General features: G+C 61.3%; 16 protein-coding genes. 5 read left to right on the top strand and 11 right to left on the bottom strand.

All coding sequences use genetic code 11. The features are described 5' to 3' along the window. Positions 1–190 precede the first annotated feature (190 nt). Both M0808_RS01660 and M0808_RS01655 read right to left on the bottom strand, forming a co-directional pair. Positions 191–2,167 (bottom strand): methyl-accepting chemotaxis protein, encoded by a 1,977-nt coding sequence (locus tag M0808_RS01660; protein WP_027610434.1) that lies wholly within the window; start codon positions 2,165–2,167, stop codon positions 191–193. Positions 2,168–2,348: 181 nt separating this feature from the next. After that, the gene (locus tag M0808_RS01655; RefSeq protein ID WP_210556344.1) at positions 2,349–3,269 is read right to left on the bottom strand and encodes a LysR substrate-binding domain-containing protein; all 921 of its coding nucleotides are present in this window, start codon (positions 3,267–3,269) and stop codon (positions 2,349–2,351) included. 158 nt (positions 3,270–3,427) lie between these two features. On the opposite strand from M0808_RS01655, the gene M0808_RS01650 reads away from it, so the two are divergent. Further along, positions 3,428–4,825 (top strand): NorM family multidrug efflux MATE transporter, encoded by a 1,398-nt coding sequence (locus M0808_RS01650; RefSeq protein ID WP_027610432.1) that lies wholly within the window; start codon positions 3,428–3,430, stop codon positions 4,823–4,825. Between the two features lie 127 nt (positions 4,826–4,952). Here M0808_RS01650 and M0808_RS01645 read toward each other — a convergent pair whose 3' ends face one another. Beyond that, positions 4,953–6,626, bottom strand: coding sequence for a bifunctional diguanylate cyclase/phosphodiesterase (locus tag M0808_RS01645; RefSeq protein ID WP_247839660.1), 1,674 nt, complete (start codon positions 6,624–6,626; stop codon positions 4,953–4,955). Positions 6,627–6,880: 254 nt separating this feature from the next. On the opposite strand from M0808_RS01645, the gene rep reads away from it, so the two are divergent. Both rep and M0808_RS01635 read left to right on the top strand, forming a co-directional pair. Next, entirely contained in the window at positions 6,881–8,890 is a 2,010-nt protein-coding gene (gene rep, locus M0808_RS01640; RefSeq protein ID WP_027610430.1) for a DNA helicase Rep, read from the top strand. A 55-nt stretch (positions 8,891–8,945) separates the two neighbouring features. Further along, complete coding sequence (locus tag M0808_RS01635; RefSeq protein WP_247839658.1) at positions 8,946–9,518, top strand: xanthine phosphoribosyltransferase; 573 nt, start codon at positions 8,946–8,948, stop codon at positions 9,516–9,518. Positions 9,519–9,647: 129 nt separating this feature from the next. Here M0808_RS01635 and M0808_RS01630 read toward each other — a convergent pair whose 3' ends face one another. The 6 genes from M0808_RS01630 to dadA all read right to left on the bottom strand — a co-directional run bounded on the left by M0808_RS01630 (position 9,648) and on the right by dadA (position 15,739). Beyond that, positions 9,648–11,570, bottom strand: coding sequence for an acetyl-CoA hydrolase/transferase C-terminal domain-containing protein (locus M0808_RS01630; RefSeq protein ID WP_247839657.1), 1,923 nt, complete (start codon positions 11,568–11,570; stop codon positions 9,648–9,650). A 135-nt stretch (positions 11,571–11,705) separates the two neighbouring features. Then, positions 11,706–12,122, bottom strand: a complete 417-nt coding sequence (locus M0808_RS01625; protein WP_025112727.1) for a c-type cytochrome — start codon at positions 12,120–12,122, stop codon at positions 11,706–11,708. Between the two features lie 182 nt (positions 12,123–12,304). Further along, a complete protein-coding gene (locus M0808_RS01620; RefSeq protein ID WP_007920393.1) occupies positions 12,305–12,853 on the bottom strand; it encodes a cupin domain-containing protein in 549 nt (182 codons plus the stop codon). Positions 12,854–12,941: 88 nt separating this feature from the next. After that, positions 12,942–14,015 carry an alanine racemase gene (gene alr, locus M0808_RS01615; protein WP_210556340.1) on the bottom strand — a complete coding sequence of 358 codons (1,074 nt, stop codon included), beginning with the start codon at positions 14,013–14,015 and terminating at the stop codon, positions 12,942–12,944. A 94-nt stretch (positions 14,016–14,109) separates the two neighbouring features. After that, on the bottom strand, positions 14,110–14,463 hold the full coding sequence (locus M0808_RS01610) for a RidA family protein (protein ID WP_247839655.1): 354 nt from the start codon (positions 14,461–14,463) through the stop codon (positions 14,110–14,112). Continuing rightward, complete coding sequence (gene dadA, locus M0808_RS01605; RefSeq protein WP_025112723.1) at positions 14,435–15,739, bottom strand: D-amino acid dehydrogenase; 1,305 nt, start codon at positions 15,737–15,739, stop codon at positions 14,435–14,437. Before dadA ends, M0808_RS01610 begins: the two co-directional genes overlap by 29 nt. Positions 15,740–15,895: 156 nt before the next feature. Here dadA and M0808_RS01600 point away from each other — a divergent pair, with 156 nt between their 5' ends. Beyond that, a complete protein-coding gene (locus M0808_RS01600; protein ID WP_003177284.1) occupies positions 15,896–16,384 on the top strand; it encodes an Lrp/AsnC ligand binding domain-containing protein in 489 nt (162 codons plus the stop codon). A 142-nt stretch (positions 16,385–16,526) separates the two neighbouring features. Here M0808_RS01600 and M0808_RS01595 read toward each other — a convergent pair whose 3' ends face one another. Next, complete coding sequence (locus tag M0808_RS01595) at positions 16,527–16,880, bottom strand: YkgJ family cysteine cluster protein (RefSeq protein WP_027610425.1); 354 nt, start codon at positions 16,878–16,880, stop codon at positions 16,527–16,529. A 147-nt stretch (positions 16,881–17,027) separates the two neighbouring features. On the opposite strand from M0808_RS01595, the gene M0808_RS01590 reads away from it, so the two are divergent. Further along, the gene (locus M0808_RS01590; RefSeq protein ID WP_247839653.1) at positions 17,028–18,338 is read left to right on the top strand and encodes an FAD-binding oxidoreductase; all 1,311 of its coding nucleotides are present in this window, start codon (positions 17,028–17,030) and stop codon (positions 18,336–18,338) included. A 133-nt stretch (positions 18,339–18,471) separates the two neighbouring features. Here the strand turns inward: M0808_RS01590 and M0808_RS01585 are convergent, their stop codons facing one another. Then, a complete protein-coding gene (locus M0808_RS01585; protein ID WP_134784980.1) occupies positions 18,472–18,717 on the bottom strand; it encodes a DUF1127 domain-containing protein in 246 nt (81 codons plus the stop codon). Between the last annotated feature and the right edge of the window lie 147 nt (positions 18,718–18,864).

Below are 18,864 nucleotides of genomic sequence, written 5' to 3'. Positions count from 1 at the left end.
TTTTATAGCGCTGCGGAAACGTTTCAGCAAGTGCAATGGAGCTTGCGATCGTGTGATTTACCAAGAACTGGCGGGGATCCATTCGCGAGCAAGCTCGCTCCCACAGGGATCTCGGGTGTTCACAGAATCTGTGATTCACGCCGGAAACTGTGGGAGCGAGCTTGCTCGCGAAAGCGATATCAAGGCTGTATTAACGGAAGCGATCAACCTCGGAACGCAAGTCCGCCGCCAGTTTCTCCAGCTCTTTAGCCGTAACAGCCAGGTTCGACACAACCTCACGCTGCTCACTGTTGGCCAGCGCAATGCTCTGCAAATTGCTGCTCAACAATGTCGCGGTGCTGCTCTGCTCCTGGGTCGCGGTGGTAATCGCGGCGAACTGCTGCCCTGCCGAACGGCTCTGCTCATCGATCCGCGCCAGCGCCGACGCCACGTTGGCGTTGCGCGAAAGGCCTTCCTGCATCAGCAGATTGCCCTGCTCCATGGTGCTGATGGCGTTGCCGGTTTCCTGCTGGATGCTGTGAATCATCCCGGAGATTTCATCAGTGGCCTGACGGGTGCGCGACGCCAGGTTACGCACCTCATCGGCGACCACGGCAAAACCACGGCCCTGTTCACCGGCACGGGCCGCTTCGATGGCCGCGTTGAGCGCCAGCAGGTTGGTCTGTTCGGCAATCGAGGTGATCACACTGACAATGCCGCCGATTTCCTGGGAACGCTGGCCAAGGGTGTTGATCACGGTAGCCGTGGTGTTCAGCGCGCCAGCGATTTGCTCCAGCGAGGAAGAGGCCTCGTCCATGGAAGTACGACCGATCTGCGTCTGCTGGGCGTTTTCCTGGGCCAGACGCTGGGTGGCCCCCATGTTGTCGGCGATGTTCAGCGAGGTGGCGCTGAACTCCTCTACCGCACCGGCCATGCTGGTGATTTCGCCGGACTGCTGCTCCATGCCTTCGTAGGCACCACCGGACAAACCGGACAATGCCTGGGCGCGGCTGTTGACCTCTTCCGAGGAGCGGCGGATGTGTTCGACCATCGTCGACAGCGCCTGGCTCATCTGGTTGAACGCACGGGACAACTGTCCGATCTCGTCGTTGCTCGACACGTTCAGGCGCACGCTCAGATCACCGGCACCCAGCGCTTCGGCCTGACGTACCAGATCACTCAGCGGCGCCAGTTTGCTGCGCAGCAACCACACCACCGAACCCACCGCCAACAGCATCGCCAGCAGGCTGCCGATGGCCAGTTGCGTGCCGACGCTCCAGGTCACCGCGCGAATCTCGGCTTTCGGCATGCTCGCCACTACCGCCCACGGCCCACCGTCGAACGGTACCGAAACACTGTAGAAATCTTCGTTCTTGTCGCCCCAGAACTGACCTTTGCCAGGGGTCTTGGCCAGAGCGCCAATCACCGTAACCGCCTGATCCAATGCCTGGACGCCCGCCGGGGCCACCAACCATTTGTTCTGCTCATCCAGCAGCGCCAGCGAACCGGTCTGGCCGATGCGGAAGCGCTTGAGGTTGTCGAACTGGGCGTTCTGCGCATCGGTGTAATCAAAACCAACGAACAACACCGCAATCACTTTGCCGCTGCCATCGCGCACCGGGGTGTATTGGGTCATGTAGGAACGATCGAACAGCAGCGCGCGGCCGACGTAACCCTGACCCGCCATCAACTTCGCGTAGGCCGGGTGTGCGTGATCGAGCAGAGTGCCGATAGCGCGCGTGCCGTCCTGTTTGGTCAGCGAGGTGCTGACCCGCACGAAGTCTTCGCCGCTACGCACGAACAGCGTGGCAACGCCGGCGGTCATCTGCTTGAACTCGTCGACTTCCTTGAAGTTGTTGTTCAACACTTCGCTGCCCAAGTGCAGGCCCGGGGTCTGGGTGCCGGCGACGTTCACCGGTTCATCCGGGTGAATGCTCAGGCCCGCGCTGAAGCGTTTCTCGAACAGCCCGCTCAGGCGCTGGGTGCTTTCGCGCAGCGTGCCGTGGAAAGTGCTCAACTGGTCGGCCAGCAGCCGCGCCTCACTGGCGAGGTGCTCTTCACGGGTGGCGAGGTTGGCGGAATCCAGCGAACGCAGGGCGAACACCGTACTGCCGCTGATGACGATCGCCAGTATCACAGCGAGCGCGAGGCCCAGCTGCGAGGCGATCCGAGCGCGAGGTTGAGACATGGACAGCTCCTGGCCGAACTTGCCGATCCTCCTTGATCGCAGCTCGGATAATTTTCTAATGGGGGTGAATCGTGGATACCTGCACGGCGGTTCCACATGCACGTATTCGGCGGTAAAGCCGAATACTTGAGCGAACAGCAGGGTTATGGCACAAGGCCGGCATTGTGGCGGCTCTAACGTTTCAGCTCAAGCGCTTGACCACCGGCAACGCCATGGCCCGCACTTCGCCTTGCAGGAAGTCGCTGAGACGGCGCAAACGTTCACCTCCCGGACGGGTTTTTGGCCATACCAGGTAATAATTCAGGCCGCTGGCGACCGCGGTCGGCCAGGGCAGGCTCAGTCTTCCTTGCGCCACATCTTCGGCGACCATCAGCAGATCGCCCATCGACACCCCGTAGCCTCGCGCCGCGGCGATCATCCCCAGTTCGAGGGTATCGAACACCTGCCCACCCTTGAGCGACACCTGATCGGACAGGCCCATGTGCTCCAGCCAACTGCGCCAGTCACGCCGATCCGGGGTCGGATGCAGCAACTCCGTGGAGGCCAGCCGCGCCACATCCCACGGCTGGTCATTCAGCAGGTTTGGCGCACCGACCGGGATCAACTCCTCGGGAAACAGCAGGCTGGCTTCCCAGTCCGGCGGAAAATGCCCGTCACTGAGCAGCACGGCGCAGTCGAAGGGTTCGTTGTTGAAGTCCACCGAATCCACGTCCATCCACGCACTGGTCAGCTGTACCTCATTGCCCGGTTGTAGATGGCGAAAGCGGCTGAGTCGCGCCAGCAGCCAGCGCATGGTCAGGGTCGACGGCGCTTTCATGCGCAGGATGTCGTCTTCGGCGCGCAAGGTGTTGCAGGCGCGCTCCAGCGCCGCGAAACCATCGCGAATGCCGGGCAACAGCATCCGCGCCGATTCCGTCAGTTGCAGGTTGCGCCCACTGCGATGAAACAGCTTGCAGGCGAAATGTTCTTCCAGCGTCTTGATGTGCCGGCTGACTGCACTCTGGGTGATCGACAATTCCTCGGCCGCCCGGGTGAACGAGCTGTGCCGCGCCGCCGCTTCGAATGCGCGCAGGGCATACAAGGGAGGAAGACGACGGGACATACACAAAGCTCCTTTGGCGGCATCCGGCCACCCCGGCGAGGTTTACTCATGATGAGTTTTAATCATGCCACCCATCCTTTTTATCCTTTTGTGCAAACCCTGCCAAGCGCCGAGAATCGACGGCTCCCTGTTCCCTCTTTCAATGAGTGGTGATGACCATGCAGCATCCTGTGCGTACCGAACTCTGGGCCATCCTGCGGCTGGCAGGGCCGTTGATCGCCTCACAGTTGGCGCACATGTTGATGGTGCTGACCGACACCCTGATGATGGCGCGCCTCAGCCCCGAAGCCCTGGCCGGCGGCGGACTGGGGGCAGCGAGTTATTCATTCGTGTCGATTTTCTGCATCGGCGTGATTGCAGCGGTCGGCACGCTGGTGGCGATCCGTCAGGGTGCCGGCGACATCATCGGCGCGGCACGCCTGACCCAGGCCGGGTTGTGGCTAGCGTGGCTGATGGCGCTGGGCGCCGGGTTGCTGCTGTGGAATCTGAAGCCGGTCTTGCTGCTGTTCGGCCAGACCGAAACCAACGTCAACGCCGCTGGACAATTTTTGATCGCCCTGCCCTTCGCCCTGCCCGGCTATCTGAGCTTCATGGCGCTGCGCGGCTTTACCAGTGCGATCGGCCGGGCGACCCCGGTGATGGTCATCAGCCTCGGCGGCACCGTGGCCAACTTCCTGCTCAATTACGCACTGATAACCGGCATGTTCGGCCTGCCGAAACTGGGGTTGACCGGCATCGGCCTGGTCACGGCAATCGTTGCCAACTGCATGGCGCTCGCGCTGGCCTGGCACATTCGCCGGCATCCGGCCTACGACGCTTACCCGCTGCGCGCCGGCCTGTCGCGGCCAAATCGTCAGTATCTGAAAGAACTGTGGCGCCTCGGTCTGCCGATTGGTGGCACCTACGCGGTCGAAGTCGGCCTGTTTGCCTTCGCGGCCCTGTGCATGGGCACCATGGGCAGCACGCAACTGGGCGCACACCAGATCGCCCTGCAGATCGTTTCGGTGGCATTCATGGTGCCGGCCGGGATGTCCTACGCGATCACCATGCGCGTCGGCCAGCACTACGGCGCCGGGCAACTGAGCGATGCGCGGATGTCCGGCCGGGTCGGCATCGTTTTCGGTGCGGTGGTGATGCTGGGTTTTGCCATGGTGTTCTGGCTGTTGCCGAATCAGTTGGTCGGGTTGTTCCTTGATCACAACGATCCGGCCTTTGCCGAAGTGATTCGTCTGGCGGTGAGCCTGCTGGCGGTGGCGGCGTGGTTCGAGCTGTTTGACGGCACGCAGACCATCGCCATGGGCTGCATCCGTGGACTCAAGGATGCGAAAACCACGTTTCTGGTTGGCCTTGCTTGTTATTGGTTGATTGGCGCGCCAGCGGCGTGGTGGATGGCGTTCCACCTGAACTGGGGGCCGACGGGCGTCTGGTGGGGTCTGGCGCTGGGACTGGCGTGCGCGGCGGTGAGCCTGACGCTGGCGTTTGAATGGAAGATGAAGCGGATGATTCAGCGCGAACCTCTGTCATCAAACCAGTACACAGTCGCTCAGGCAGACTGAGATTCCCTTGTGGGAGCGGGCTTGCTCGCGAAAGCGGTGGGTCAGGCAGCCTATGCTTTGACTGACACGACGCCTTCGCGAGCAAGCCCGCTCCCACAGGGATTCATGCCTAACCCGGAGATTGCGTTCAACTGACGATTTCGAGGGCTGGCTGCTGGCTAGAGCCGAAGGTCAGGTATTCAACCAGCTCTGCCAACGGCAACGGCCGGCTGATCAGATAACCCTGCACCTGATCGCAGCCAAACCCGCGCAACAGTTCTAGCTGTTCAGGGGTTTCCACCCCCTCGGCCACCACTTCCAGATGCAGGTTATGCGCGAGGTTGATCATCGCGTGCACCAGTTTGCGGTTCTCTTCGCGCTGCTCCATGCCGCCGACAAAGCTTTTGTCGATCTTCAGCAAGGTGATCGGCAGGCTGTTGAGGTGCACGAATGACGAGAACCCGGTGCCGAAGTCATCCAGCGAGAAACGCACACCGAGACGGCCGAGAGCGTCCATGGTCTGTTTGACCAGATCGCTGCGCCGCATGACGGCGGTTTCGGTGAGCTCAAACTCCAGCCACTGCGCCTCGACCCCGCGCTCGGCAATCAGCCGGCTGAGCGTCGGCAGCAACTGGCTGTCCTGAAACTGGCGGAACGACAGGTTGATCGCCATGTGCAGCGCCGGCAGCCCGCGCTCGCGCAGTGCCTGCATGTCGCGCAACGCGCGGGAAATCACCCAGTAGCCCAGCGGCACGATCAGACCGCTCTGCTCGGCCAGCGGCACGAATTCGCTCGGCGGCAGCAGACCGCGCTCGCCATGGCGCCAGCGCACCAGGGCTTCGAGGCCGACGATCTGCCCGTCTGCAAGATTCAGCCGTGGCTGGTAGTGCAGCTCCAGCTCATCGCGGCGCAAGGCCCGGCGCAGCTCACTTTCGAGGTCGGCCATGCTCCGGGCGTTGCGGTTGATGCGTTCGTTGAAGATATGGAAGGTGCAGCCCTGCGTACTCTTGGCCTGCTGCATGGCAATGTGCGCGTGCCACATCAGCGGGTCGGCACCACCCTGTGCACGGGCATGGGCGATGCCGAGGCTGGAGCCGATCAACAGGCTTTCGCCATCGACCCAATACGGTTCGGCGAGGGCTTCGGTAATGCGTTCGGCCATCCACTCGGCGCGTTGCGGCGCGCGGCGGGTGTCGATCAGCAGAGCAAATTCGTCGCTGCCCAGCCGCGCCAGTTGATCCCCGGCCTCAAGCTGACTTTTCAGCCGCGCGACGACCTGCAAGATCAAGCGATCGCCGGCCTGATGACCGAGGGCGTCGTTGGCGTGACGGAAGTTGTCGAGATCGAGATGCCCGAGGGCCAGACCACGGCCGTCGTTTTCCGCCAGGCGCGCCGCGAGCAGGGTCTGGAAGCCCTGGCGGTTGGCGATGCCGGTCAGAGGATCCTGTTCGGCCAGGCGTTGCAGGGTGTTTTCGAGGACGCCGCGTTCACGCACATGGCGCAGACAACGGCGCAGCATGCCGGCGTCGAGGGCGTCGAACACCAGCCAGTCGCTGACACCAACCGGCGCGGTGACCGGCTCGTGATCCAGCAGCAACACCGTCGGCAGGCTGCAACGGCCCGGGGCCGGCTGCAACGCGGGAACGGTCAACAACACCGCGTGACGATTGTCTTCGAACAGACTGCTGACCGACTCCCAGCTCGGCGCACTGATCAGCACCGCCGAGCTCCCCATCGGAGCCAGACACTCGCGCAATAACGCTGTCCACGCTGGCTCTTCGGCCAGTAGCAGCAAACGCAAGGGTTCGACAGGCGTAGACAAGCTAGCTCCCTAGACTCTGCAATGATGTGGGCGGGGCATTATGCCGTTGCGATGTTCAATGACAACGATTATCAGAACGTTATTTTGTGTCACGAATGAGAACATTAGCCGCAAAATCACCGTGTATCCTCCGCGAAAGTAACAAAACCGGCAAATTTGAATCGCGTGGTACGTCACAAGTCGGACAGAGCAGCACAAATCGCTGAGCCTGTTAAAATGCCGGCCCATTTCGTCAACGACTCCCGAATTTTCGTATGTCCCGACTCAATCCCCGGCAGCAAGAAGCCGTGAACTACGTCGGCGGCCCTCTATTGGTGCTCGCCGGCGCTGGCTCCGGCAAGACCAGCGTGATTACCCGCAAGATCGCGCACCTGATCCAGAACTGCGGCATCCGTGCGCAGTACATCGTCGCCATGACCTTTACCAACAAGGCCGCGCGCGAGATGAAGGAGCGGGTCGGCACCCTGCTGCGTGCCGGCGAAGGTCGCGGCCTGACGGTCTGCACCTTCCACAACCTGGGCCTGAACATCATCCGCAAGGAGCATGCGCGGCTGGGCTACAAACCCGGTTTCTCGATCTTCGACGAGACCGACGTCAAAGCCCTGATGACCGACATCATGCAGAAGGAATACGCAGGCGACGACGGCGTCGACGAGATCAAGAACATGATCGGCGCCTGGAAAAACGACCTGATCCTGCCAGCCCAGGCGCTGGAAAACGCGCGCAATCCGAAAGAACAGACTGCCGCCATCGTCTACACCCACTATCAGCGCACGCTCAAGGCGTTCAACGCGGTGGACTTCGACGACCTGATCCTGCTGCCGGTAAAGCTCTTCGAAGAGCACGCCGACATCCTCGAAAAGTGGCAGAACAAGGTGCGTTACCTGCTGGTCGACGAATACCAGGACACCAACGCCAGCCAGTACCTGCTGGTGAAGATGCTGATCGGCAAGCGCAATCAGTTCACCGTGGTGGGCGACGACGACCAGTCGATCTACGCCTGGCGCGGCGCACGGCCGGAAAACCTGATGCTGCTCAAGGATGACTACCCGTCGCTGAAAGTGGTGATGCTCGAGCAGAACTACCGCTCCACCAGCCGCATCCTGCGCTGCGCCAACGTGCTGATCTCGAACAACCCGCACGAATTCGAAAAACAGCTGTGGAGCGAGATGGGCCACGGTGACGAGATCCGCGTGATCCGCTGCCGCAACGAGGACGCCGAAGCCGAGCGCGTCGCCATGGAAATCCTCAGCCTGCACTTGCGTACCGACCGCCCGTACAGCGATTTCGCGATCCTCTATCGCGGCAACTACCAGGCCAAGCTGATCGAACTGAAGTTGCAGCACCACCAGGTGCCGTACCGCCTGAGCGGCGGCAACAGCTTCTTTGGCCGTCAGGAAGTGAAGGACCTGATGGCCTACTTCCGCCTGATCGTGAACCCGGATGACGACAACGCCTTCCTGCGGGTGATCAACGTGCCGCGCCGGGAAATCGGCTCGACCACCCTGGAAAAACTCGGCAACTACGCCACCGAACGCAAGATCTCGATGTACGCCGCCACCGATGAAATCGGTCTGGGCGAGCATCTGGACAGCCGCTTCACCGATCGCCTGTCGCGCTTCAAGCGCTTCATGGACAAGGTGCGCGAGCAGTGTGCCGGCGAAGATCCGATCTCGGCGCTGCGCAGCATGGTCATGGACATCGACTACGAGAACTGGCTGCGCACCAACAGTTCCAGCGACAAGGCTGCGGACTACCGGATGAGCAACGTCTGGTTCCTGATCGAGGCCTTGAAGAACACCCTGGAAAAAGACGAAGACGGCGAAATGACCGTCGAGGACGCCATTGGCAAACTGGTCCTGCGCGACATGCTCGAGCGGCAGCAGGAAGAAGAGGACGGCGCCGAAGGCGTGCAGATGATGACCCTGCATGCGTCCAAGGGCCTGGAATTCCCTTACGTGTTCATCATGGGCATGGAAGAGGAAATCCTCCCGCACCGCTCCAGCATCGAAGCCGACACCATCGAAGAGGAACGCCGTCTGGCCTACGTGGGTATCACCCGCGCCCGTCAAACCCTGGCGTTCACCTTCGCCGCCAAGCGCAAACAGTACGGCGAGATCATCGACTGCGCGCCAAGCCGTTTCCTCGATGAGCTGCCGCCGGACGACCTGGCGTGGGAAGGCAACGACGACACACCGACCGAAGTCAAAGCCGTGCGCGGCAATAGCGCATTGGCTGATATACGCGCGATGTTAAAGCGCTAGAATTGACCACTTTTTTAAAGCTTAGGGCGCACAAGCGCTGAACGAGGACAGCTTCATGGAAGCATTGCAGCAGAAAATCCGCGAACAAGGCATCGTGCTTTCCGACCAGGTCCTGAAGGTTGACGCCTTCCTGAACCACCAGATCGACCCGGCCCTGATGAAGCTGATCGGCGACGAATTCGCCACGCTGTTCAAGGATTCGGGCATCACCAAGATCGTCACCATCGAAGCCTCGGGCATCGCTCCGGCGATCATGACCGGTCTGAACCTCGGTGTGCCGGTGATCTTCGCCCGCAAGCAGCAGTCCCTGACCCTGACCGAAAACCTGCTGTCGGCGACCGTTTACTCGTTCACCAAGAATACCGAAAGCACCGTGGCCATCTCGCCGCGTCACCTGACCAGCAGCGACCGCGTGCTGATCATCGACGACTTCCTGGCCAACGGTAAGGCTTCGCAGGCGCTGATCTCGATCATCAAACAGGCTGGCGCCACCGTCGCCGGTCTGGGCATCGTGATCGAGAAGTCGTTCCAGGGCGGCCGTGCCGAGCTGGATTCGCAGGGCTATCGCGTTGAATCGCTGGCCCGCGTGAAATCGCTGAAGGATGGCGTCGTTACCTTCATCGAATAAGCCACACCGCATTACCCCCTGTGGGAGCGGGCTTGCTCGCGAAGGCGTCGTGTCAGTCGAGCTATTCTTTGACTGACACGACGCCTTCGCGAGCAAGCCCGCTCCCACCGTTGGTTTTGGGGTGGCCCGTTACTGTGCGGTGGCTTTGAGGCCGGTGAGCAGCAGACGCTGGAACAGGTCTTCTTTCAGGCCTTCCGGGTGGGTCAGTTGCATACGTTCAAGGTGTTCGGGGAACGTCGAAGCCTCCGGCGCATCCAGCGCAGCCTTGCCCAGCTCCAAGATCTCGCTCAGCTTGAACTTGCTCTTGAGCCAGTTCAGCGCCCGCAGCAGATCCCGTTCGATCGCGGTGAAATCACAACCCAGCGGATACTCGGGAAACAGATTCGGATGCTTCGCCGCAATCGCCTGCAAACGTTGCGGGGTGTTGTCGACAAAGCGTGGATCGAGGCGGAAATCCTGCGGCAGTTTGCCGACCTTCTGCGCCTGTTCGATCAGCCCCGGTTGAAAGCGTGAATCGCTGATGTTCAGCAACGACTCGATTACCACCGCATCGGTCTTGCCGCGCAGATCGGCGATGCCGTACTCGGTGACCACGATGTCGCGCAGGTGCCGTGGAATCGTGCAATGGCCGTACTCCCAGACGATGTTCGAGCTGACCTCGCCGCCGGACTCGCGCCAGCTGCGCAGGATCAGAATCGAGCGCGCATCGTGCAGCGCGTGGCCCTGGGCGACGAAATTGTATTGCCCGCCGACACCGCTGAGTACCCGCCCGTCTTCCAATTGATCGGCCACACCCGCGCCCATCAGCGTCATAGTGAACACGGTGTTGATGAACCGGGCATCGAGACGCTGCAAGCGCTTGAGCTCTTCCTGCCCGTACAGCTCGTTGATGTAGCTGATGCGGGTCATGTTGAATTCGAGGCGCTTGCTCAGCGGCAGCTCGCGCAGGCGCTCGTAGAAACTGCGCGGGCCGAGGAAGAAGCCGCCGTGCACCGAGATGCCATCGGTCTGCGCCGACTCATCGAGGGTGCCGGCGTTGGCCTGCTCCTGAGTGTGCACGTCGGGGTAGACCTTGCGCCGGATGATCCCGGCATCGGCCAGCACCAGCAGGCCGTTGACGAACATTTCGCTGCAGCCATACAGGCCTTTGGCGAATGGCGCAGTGCCGCCCTCGCGCTCGATCAACTGTGCCCACTGACTGAGATTGATGTCGTTGAGCAAGGCTTGGTAACCGGCGTTGTCCGCCTGCCGCGCGAGCAACGCGGCGGTGAGTGCGTCGCCCATCGAACCGATGCCGATCTGCAAGGTGCCGCCGTCGCGCACCAGGGTGCTGGCGTGCAAACCGATGAAGTGATCCTGAAAACCCACCGGCATGTTCGGCGTGGAAAACAGCGTGCTGCTGTCCTTCGCGTCGATCAGCAGGTCGAAGGTGTCGATATCGACTTCGGCATCGCCGGGCATGTACGGCAGATCGGTGTGCACCTGACCGACCAGCAGAATGGTCTCCCCGGCGTCGCGACGCTTGGTGATCATCGGCAACAGGTCGAGGGTGATGTCCGGGTTGCAGCTCAGGCTCAGGCGATCGGGATGCTCGCTGCTGCTGGCGAGCAATTGCGCCACCAGATTGAGGCCGGCGGCATTAATATCGCGGGCGGCGTGGCTGTAGTTGCTGCTGACGTAATCCTGCTGGGCCGGCGGGCTGTTGAGCAGGCTGCCGGGCTGCATGAAGAACTGTTCGATACGGATGTTGGCGGGCAGGCTGTCACGCTGCAGATCGGCGAGGAAATCGAATTCGGGGTAGTCGCCGAACACGCGCTCGACGAAGGGTTCGATGAAGCGCTTCTGCAGACCGTCGCCCAGCGTCGGCCGCCCCAGGCATAGCGCGGTGTACATCGTCAGCTGTCGTTCGGGCAAATCCTTGATCCGCCGGTACAGCGCGTTGACGAAGTGATTGGGCTTGCCCAAGCCCAGCGGCATGCCCATGTGGATATGCGCCGGCAGGCGTGCAAGCACCTCGTCCACTGCCTGTTCGATCGAACACAACTGCACCATCTGAAGCCTCCTGCCCGTTCCGTGAATAGGGGTAGACCGAGCTTGCCTCGACTTTGCTGCAAAGGACAGCGAAAGCCGTGAATCGCAGGCACAAAAAAACCGTCCGAAGACGGTTTTTTTCGTCAGAAGCGCGGCTTATTTCAGGCCGGACATCTTCTGGATCGCGCCTTTCAACTCGTCATCCGAGCAGTCGGCGCAGGTACCTTTGGGTGGCATCGAATTCAGGCCAGTGATGGCTTTGGCCAGCAGGCCGTCGAGGCCGCCCTGGTGATCAGCACGGTCTTTCCAGGCCGCTGCGTCACCGATTTTCGGGGCGCCCAGCAGGCCCGTGCCGTGACAAGCGTTGCAATGTTTTGCAATCACTTCATCCGGCGTCTTCGCCCCACCACCGCCTCCAGCGGAGGCAGCGACTTCCATCCCTTTGCATTCCTGCCCCTGAACGCACACCTGGCCGACCGGCTCGAGGCGCTTGGCAATGTCGTCATTCGTCGCAGCTTGAGCGCTGACAGCCCAGAGGGCCAGTACGGTTGCTGGTGCGGCCAGCATTTTCATAATTAGGTTCACGCGTTCACCCTCAATGGTGGCTATTCACGCCTGCGGCCACGGTTCGCAGGCGGGCGCAAGTATAGCGGGTAGCCCGCCACACTGAAACAACCCCATAGTCGAAGGGGTTATACCGCGCTGTGGAAAAACTCATCGGATGCCTTCACCGTCATGGCCTGGCACCTCTGTCTTTAAAAATTCGCCGGCGTGGCTGCGCTGATTAGTCGCGCGGGCGCGTCGAACGGATTACGGAAACGGTGCGGCTTGGTACTTTCAAAATAGTAGCTGTCGCCGGCTTCGAGAATAAAAGTTTCCAGACCCACCACCAGTTCCAGACGCCCTTCCACCAGAATCCCGGTTTCTTCGCCTTCATGGGTGAGCATTTCTTCGCCGGTATCAGCGCCCGGCGGGTAGATCTCGTTGAGAAACGCGATGGCCCGGCTCGGGTGCGCGCGGCCGACCAGTTTCATGGTCACCGCGCCGTCGGAGATGTCGATCAGCTCGTTGGCCTTGTAGACGATCTGGGTCGGGACTTCCTGCAGGATTTCTTCGGAAAAGAACTCGACCATGGACATGGGAATCCCGCCCAGAACCTTCCTCAGCGAACTGATCGAAGGGCTGACGCTATTCTTTTCGATCATCGAAATGGTGCTGTTGGTGACGCCCGCGCGTTTGGCGAGTTCACGCTGGGAAAGCCCTTTGAGCTTGCGGATCGATTGCAGTCGTTCACCGACGTCCAAGGCGGGAGCCTCCTGATGTTGTAAGAATATTGAGCGTTATCATGGCGACAGCGTTCAGTATTTACAACACTTGGCCCCCGCAGCGGCGTCAACCCTCGGAATAGAGCCTTGGCACGCGACGCAGGTTGCAGAAGATCTGGTACGGAATGGTGTCCGCCCACTGCGCCACTTCGCTGGCGAGGATGTTTTTGCCCCACAGTTCGACGGTCGAACCGAGGTCCGCTTCCGGCACATCGGTGAGGTCGATGCAGAGCATGTCCATCGATACGCGGCCAAGCAGGCGGCTGCGTTTGCCGGCCACCAGCACCGGCGTGCCGGTCGGGGCATGACGCGGGTAGCCATCGGCATAGCCCATGGCAACCACGCCGATGCGCATCGGCTTGTCGGTGATGAATTTGGCGCCATAGCCGATCGGCTCGCCGGCGGGCAGTTCGCGCACGCAGATGACTTTCGATTCGAGGGTCATCACCGGTTGCAGGCGCTCGGCCACGGCGTTGGCTTCTTCGAACGGGGTCGCGCCGTAGAGCATGATGCCCGGGCGCACCCAGTCACTGTGGATCTGCGGCCAACCGAGCACGGCCGGCGAGTTGCGCAGGCTGACTTCGGCAGCCAGACCCTGACGCGCCGCTTCGAACACCGCGACCTGATCGGCGCTGCTCTGCTCATGCAGTTCATCGGCGCGGGCGAAGTGGCTCATCAGCACGATTTTCGCCACTTTGCCGCTGGCCAGCAGGCGCTGGTAGGCGGCTGCGTAATCCTTCGGATGCAGGCCCACACGGTGCATGCCGGAATCGAGCTTGAGCCACACGGTGATCGGTTTGCTCAATGCCGTCTGCTCGATGGCTTCGAGCTGCCACAGCGAATGCACCACGGTCCAGAAATCATGTTCGACGATCAGTGCCAGCTCGTCAGCCTCGAAGATGCCTTCGAGCAACAACACCGGGGCCTTGATGCCGGCCGCGCGCAGCTCCAGCGCTTCTTCAATGCAGGCGACGGCAAACCCGTCGGCCTCGGTTTCCAGCGCCTGGGCGCAACGCACCGCGCCGTGACCGTAGGCATCAGCCTTGATCACCGCCAGCGCCTTGGCGCCGGTGACTTCGCGGGCAATTCGGTAGTTGTGGCGCAGGGCTTCTAGGTCGATCAGGGCACGGGCAGGACGCATGGCGGCAGACTTCTAGGCGGTCATGGAAATAAAAACCGGCGCCGACTGACGACGTGAACCGCCAACAGCGCCGGGAGAGGGATCTTTGAATCGGTTACGGCAACGCGGCGACGATGGAGACCTCGACCAGGATGTTCGGCTTGGCCATCTTCGCTTCGACGGTGGCCCGGGCCGGCGCGGCGCCTTTGGGCAGCCACTGATCCCACACCGAGTTCATCCCGGCAAAGTGCGCCTCGATGTCGTTCAGGTAGATCGTTGCCGACAGCAGATGCTGCTTGTCAGTCCCGGCCAGATCCAGCAAACGCTCGATATTGGCGAGCACCTCGCGGGTCTGCTGTTCGACTCCGGCGTCGAAGTCGTCGCCGACCTGCCCGGCCAGATACACGGTGCCGTTGTGGGTGACGATCTGACTCATGCGCTCATTGGTGAGCTGGCGCTGGATTGCCATGTTTTGCGGACTCCTGAGGCTTGTTGCCGTAACGGGAAATATCGAGGCCTTCGGCGCTGATCTGCGGCTTTTTCTTCGCCATCAGATCGGCCAGCAAACGACCGGAACCGCACGCCATGGTCCAACCCAGGGTGCCGTGACCGGTGTTGAGGAACAGGTTCTTGAACGGCGTGGCGCCCACGATCGGCGTGCCGTCCGGGGTGGTCGGACGCAGGCCGGTCCAGAAGCTCGCCTCGGCCAGATTGCCGCCCTGAGGATAAAGGTCGTTGACGATCATCTCCAGGGTTTCACGCCGACGCGGGTTCAGCGACAGGTCAAAACCGGCGATTTCGGCCATGCCGCCGACGCGGATGCGGTTGTCGAAACGGGTGATCGCGACCTTGTAGGTCTCGTCGAGAATGGTCGAGGTCGGGGCCATGTCCGGGTTGGTGATCGGCACGGTCAGCGAGTAACCCTTGAGCGGATACACCGGAGCCTTGATGCCCAGCGGCTTAAGCAATTGCGGCGAGTAGCTGCCGAGGGCCAGAACGTAGCGGTCGGCGGTTTCCAGCTTGCCGTCGATCCATACACCGTTGATGCGATCACCGGCGTAGTCGAGGCGCTGGATGTCCTGGCCGAAGCGGAACTCCACACCGAGTTTCACGGCCATTTCCGCCAGACGCGTGGTGAACATCTGGCAGTCGCCGGTCTGGTCGTTCGGCAGACGCAGAGCACCGGCGAGGATATCGGTGACATTGGCCAGGGCCGGCTCGACGCGGGCAATGCCGGCACGGTCGAGGACTTCAAACGGCACGCCGGATTCTTTCAGCACGGCGATGTCTTTGGCGGCGCCATCGAGCTGCGCCTGAGTGCGGAATAGCTGGGTGGTGCCGAGACTGCGGCCTTCGTAGGCGATGCCGGTTTCGGCGCGCAGTTCGTCGAGGCAGTCGCGACTGTACTCGGACAGACGCACCATGCGCTCCTTGTTCACCGCGTAACGGCTGGCGGTGCAGTTGCGCAGCATCTGCGCCATCCACAGGTACTGGTCGATGTCGGCAGTGGCCTTGATCGCCAACGGCGCGTGGCGCTGCAGCAACCACTTGATGGCCTTGAGCGGCACACCCGGCGCAGCCCATGGCGAGGCATAACCCGGCGACACCTGGCCGGCGTTGGCGAAACTGGTCTCCATGGCCACGGCTGGCTGCCGGTCGACCACCACCACTTCAAACCCGGCACGGGCCAGATAGTAAGCACTGGCGGTACCGATGACGCCGCTACCCAAGACCATTACGCGCATTTTTGTATCCCTCATCGCGGCGGGGCCGCGTACGTCTGTTGTTAGAGCAATGATGCGCGCAGTGTAAAAAAGAATGGCCAGTGCATTTCACTATATAAGCGCCTATATTTGGCGACAATTCTCGGCAAAAACCCTTTTCACGGAGGCGCATCCCCTATGCGTACCAACACTCAGACCAAACGTGAGCTGGACAAGATTGACCGCAACATTTTGCGGATCCTGCAGGCGGACGGGCGCATATCGTTTACCGAACTCGGGGAGAAGGTTGGTCTGTCCACCACACCGTGTACGGAGCGAGTGCGGCGACTGGAGCGCGAAGGGATCATCATGGGCTACAACGCCCGCCTGAATCCGCAGCACTTGAAGGGTAGCCTGCTGGTGTTCGTCGAGATCAGCCTCGACTACAAATCCGGCGACACGTTCGAAGAGTTCCGCCGCGCGGTGCTGAAATTGCCGCACGTGCTGGAGTGCCATTTGGTGTCAGGGGATTTCGACTATTTGGTGAAGGCGCGGATCTCCGAGATGGCTTCGTACCGCAAGCTGCTGGGCGACATTCTGTTGAAGCTGCCGCATGTGCGTGAGTCGAAGAGCTATATCGTGATGGAAGAGGTGAAGGAGAGTTTGAGCCTGCCGATTCCAGACTGAGATTTGTGCTGCCTGATCCGGCCCCATCGCTGGCAAGCCAGCTCCCACAGGTTCAGTGGTCAACAGATATTCTGTGAACGACAACGATCACTGTGGGAGCTGGCTTGCCAGCGATTGGGTCGACTCGGTTCCAGCAATTGCGCTAAACCAGCACCTGCCGATTCGCCGCCATGTATTCGAAGATCTGCTTTTCAACCCGTGGATGAATCAACTCCACCGGCCCCCGCCCGTTCGGGCATGGCAGGGTTTTGGTGGTACCGAACAACCGGCAAATCAGCGGTCGCTCGCCATACACCGTGCAGCCATTCGGCCCCAGGTGTACACAGTTCAGTTCTTCCATCGCCGCATCCTGCTCGGCGCGGGTCTTGCGCGGCAGGCGTGACATTTCTTCCGGCGAGGTGGTCACCGGCCCGCAGCAGTCATGGCAGCCTGGCACGCACTCGAACGTGGGGATCTGCTGACGCAGGTCGCGAATGGTCTGGCGGTTGCAACTCATCGAAACGGTAATCCACATGAAATAGGCGGCAATTGTGCCGCAAAAGCCGAGATCCACACAGCAACGGCCGACCAGTGTTGCCCGTCTTCGGCCGTGCGGCTTATGCTCCGTCAAATTTTCTCGACACCCAGCCGTTGGATGATGCCCATGAATGCCCGCGCCCGAACCTTCGCGAGCCAACCCCACGTTGCCTCTTACTACGCCGCCAGCAGCCTGCCGCAGCCCGAGTATCCGGCGCTGCAAGGCGAGCTGAGCGCAGACGTGTGCGTGGTCGGCGGCGGCTTTTCCGGGTTGAACACCGCGCTGGAATTGGCCGAGCGCGGCCTCAGTGTGGTGTTGCTGGAAGCGCACCGGATCGGCTGGGGCGCCAGCGGCCGCAACGGCGGGCAGTTGATTCGCGGGGTCGGCCACGGCCTCGACCAGTTCAGCAACGTCATCGGCGCTGACGGCGTTCGCCAGATGAAACTGATGGGCCTGGAAGCGGTGGAAATCGTCCGCCAGCGCGTCGAGCGTTTCCAGATCCCGTGCGATCTGACATGGGGCTACTGCGATCTCGCCAACAAACCGGCCGATCTCGAAGGCTTTGCCGAAGATGCCGAAGAGCTGCGCAGTCTCGGCTATCGCTACGAAACCCGCCTGCTGCAAGCCGATGAAATGCACACCGTGGTCGGCTCCAAACGTTACGTCGGCGGCTTGATCGACATGGGTTCCGGGCATCTGCACCCACTGAACCTGGCGCTGGGCGAAGCCGCTGCCGCACAGCAATTGGGCGTGCAGCTGTTCGAGCAATCGGCGGTGACGCGTATCGATTACGGCACCGAGGTTCGCGTCCACACCGCTCAAGGTTCAGTGCGGGCGAAAACCCTGGTGCTGGGCTGCAACGCTTACCTCAACGACCTCAATCCGCAACTCAGCGGCAAAATACTGCCCGCCGGCAGTTACATCATTGCGACCGAACCGCTGTCCGAAGAACTGGCGCACAGCCTGCTGCCGCAAAACATGGCGGTCTGTGACCAGCGGGTGGCGCTGGATTACTACCGGCTCTCGGCGGATCGGCGCCTGCTGTTCGGCGGTGCCTGCCACTATTCGGGGCGCGACCCGAAGGACATCGGCGCCTACATGCAGCCGAAGATGCTCGAAGTGTTTCCGCAACTGGCGGGCGTGAAAATCGACTATCAATGGGGCGGCATGATCGGCATCGGCGCCAACCGTCTGCCACAGATCGGCAGGCTCAATGATCAACCGAACGTGTATTACGCCCAGGCCTATTCCGGGCACGGAGTGAATGCCACGCACCTGGCGGGCAAGCTGCTCGCCGAGGCGATCAGCGGGCAGCACAGCGGTGGCTTTGATCTGTTTGCCAAGGTGCCGCACATCACCTTCCCCGGCGGCAAGCATTTGCGCTCGCCGTTGCTGGCTTTGGGGATGTTGTGGCATCGGATTAAAGAGTTGGTCTGATGTTTTTTTGAGGCCCTGAATACGCCTTCGCGAGCAAGCCCGCTCCCACAGGTGACCGCGCTCCACCTTGAGAACACGGTCGAATGTGGGAGCGGGCTTGCTCGCGAAGGGGCCGAAACAGGCGCTAAAACGTTCAGATCCGCCAGAACGGCTTCAACCCCTCTTCATTTGCCTGCTCCCGGGTCAACCCGACGTCCTTGAGCTGCTCCGGCGTCAGATTCATAAGCGCCTTGCGCGTGTGCAGACGATGCCAGAACAGGCCCCAGCGACTCAGGCCGGATGGCGCGTTACGCATGGCGCTATTCCATGCACTGTCCTCCTGCCCTGCCGCCAGTTCCTGACTGCGTAACGTCAGCCGCACATCGCTCAAGCCGTTCATTTTTGTTGCTCCTGTTTACTTGGGTAGCCAGAGATTCCATGATGCGCGGGTCGGCAAAAGCATTACAGATTCAACACATCTGTATTAATTCCATACAGATTTGCCATTCCTGAGACTGAATTACCGATTTTTGCTGCATCTGTACTG

The organism is Pseudomonas sp. MWU12-3103b, from assembly GCF_023100615.1.
Classification (GTDB): Bacteria; Pseudomonadota; Gammaproteobacteria; order Pseudomonadales; family Pseudomonadaceae; genus Aquipseudomonas; species Aquipseudomonas putida_A.
The sequence above is the reverse complement of the archived record's forward strand: the minus strand, read 5'-3'. Positions and strand labels throughout refer to the sequence as shown.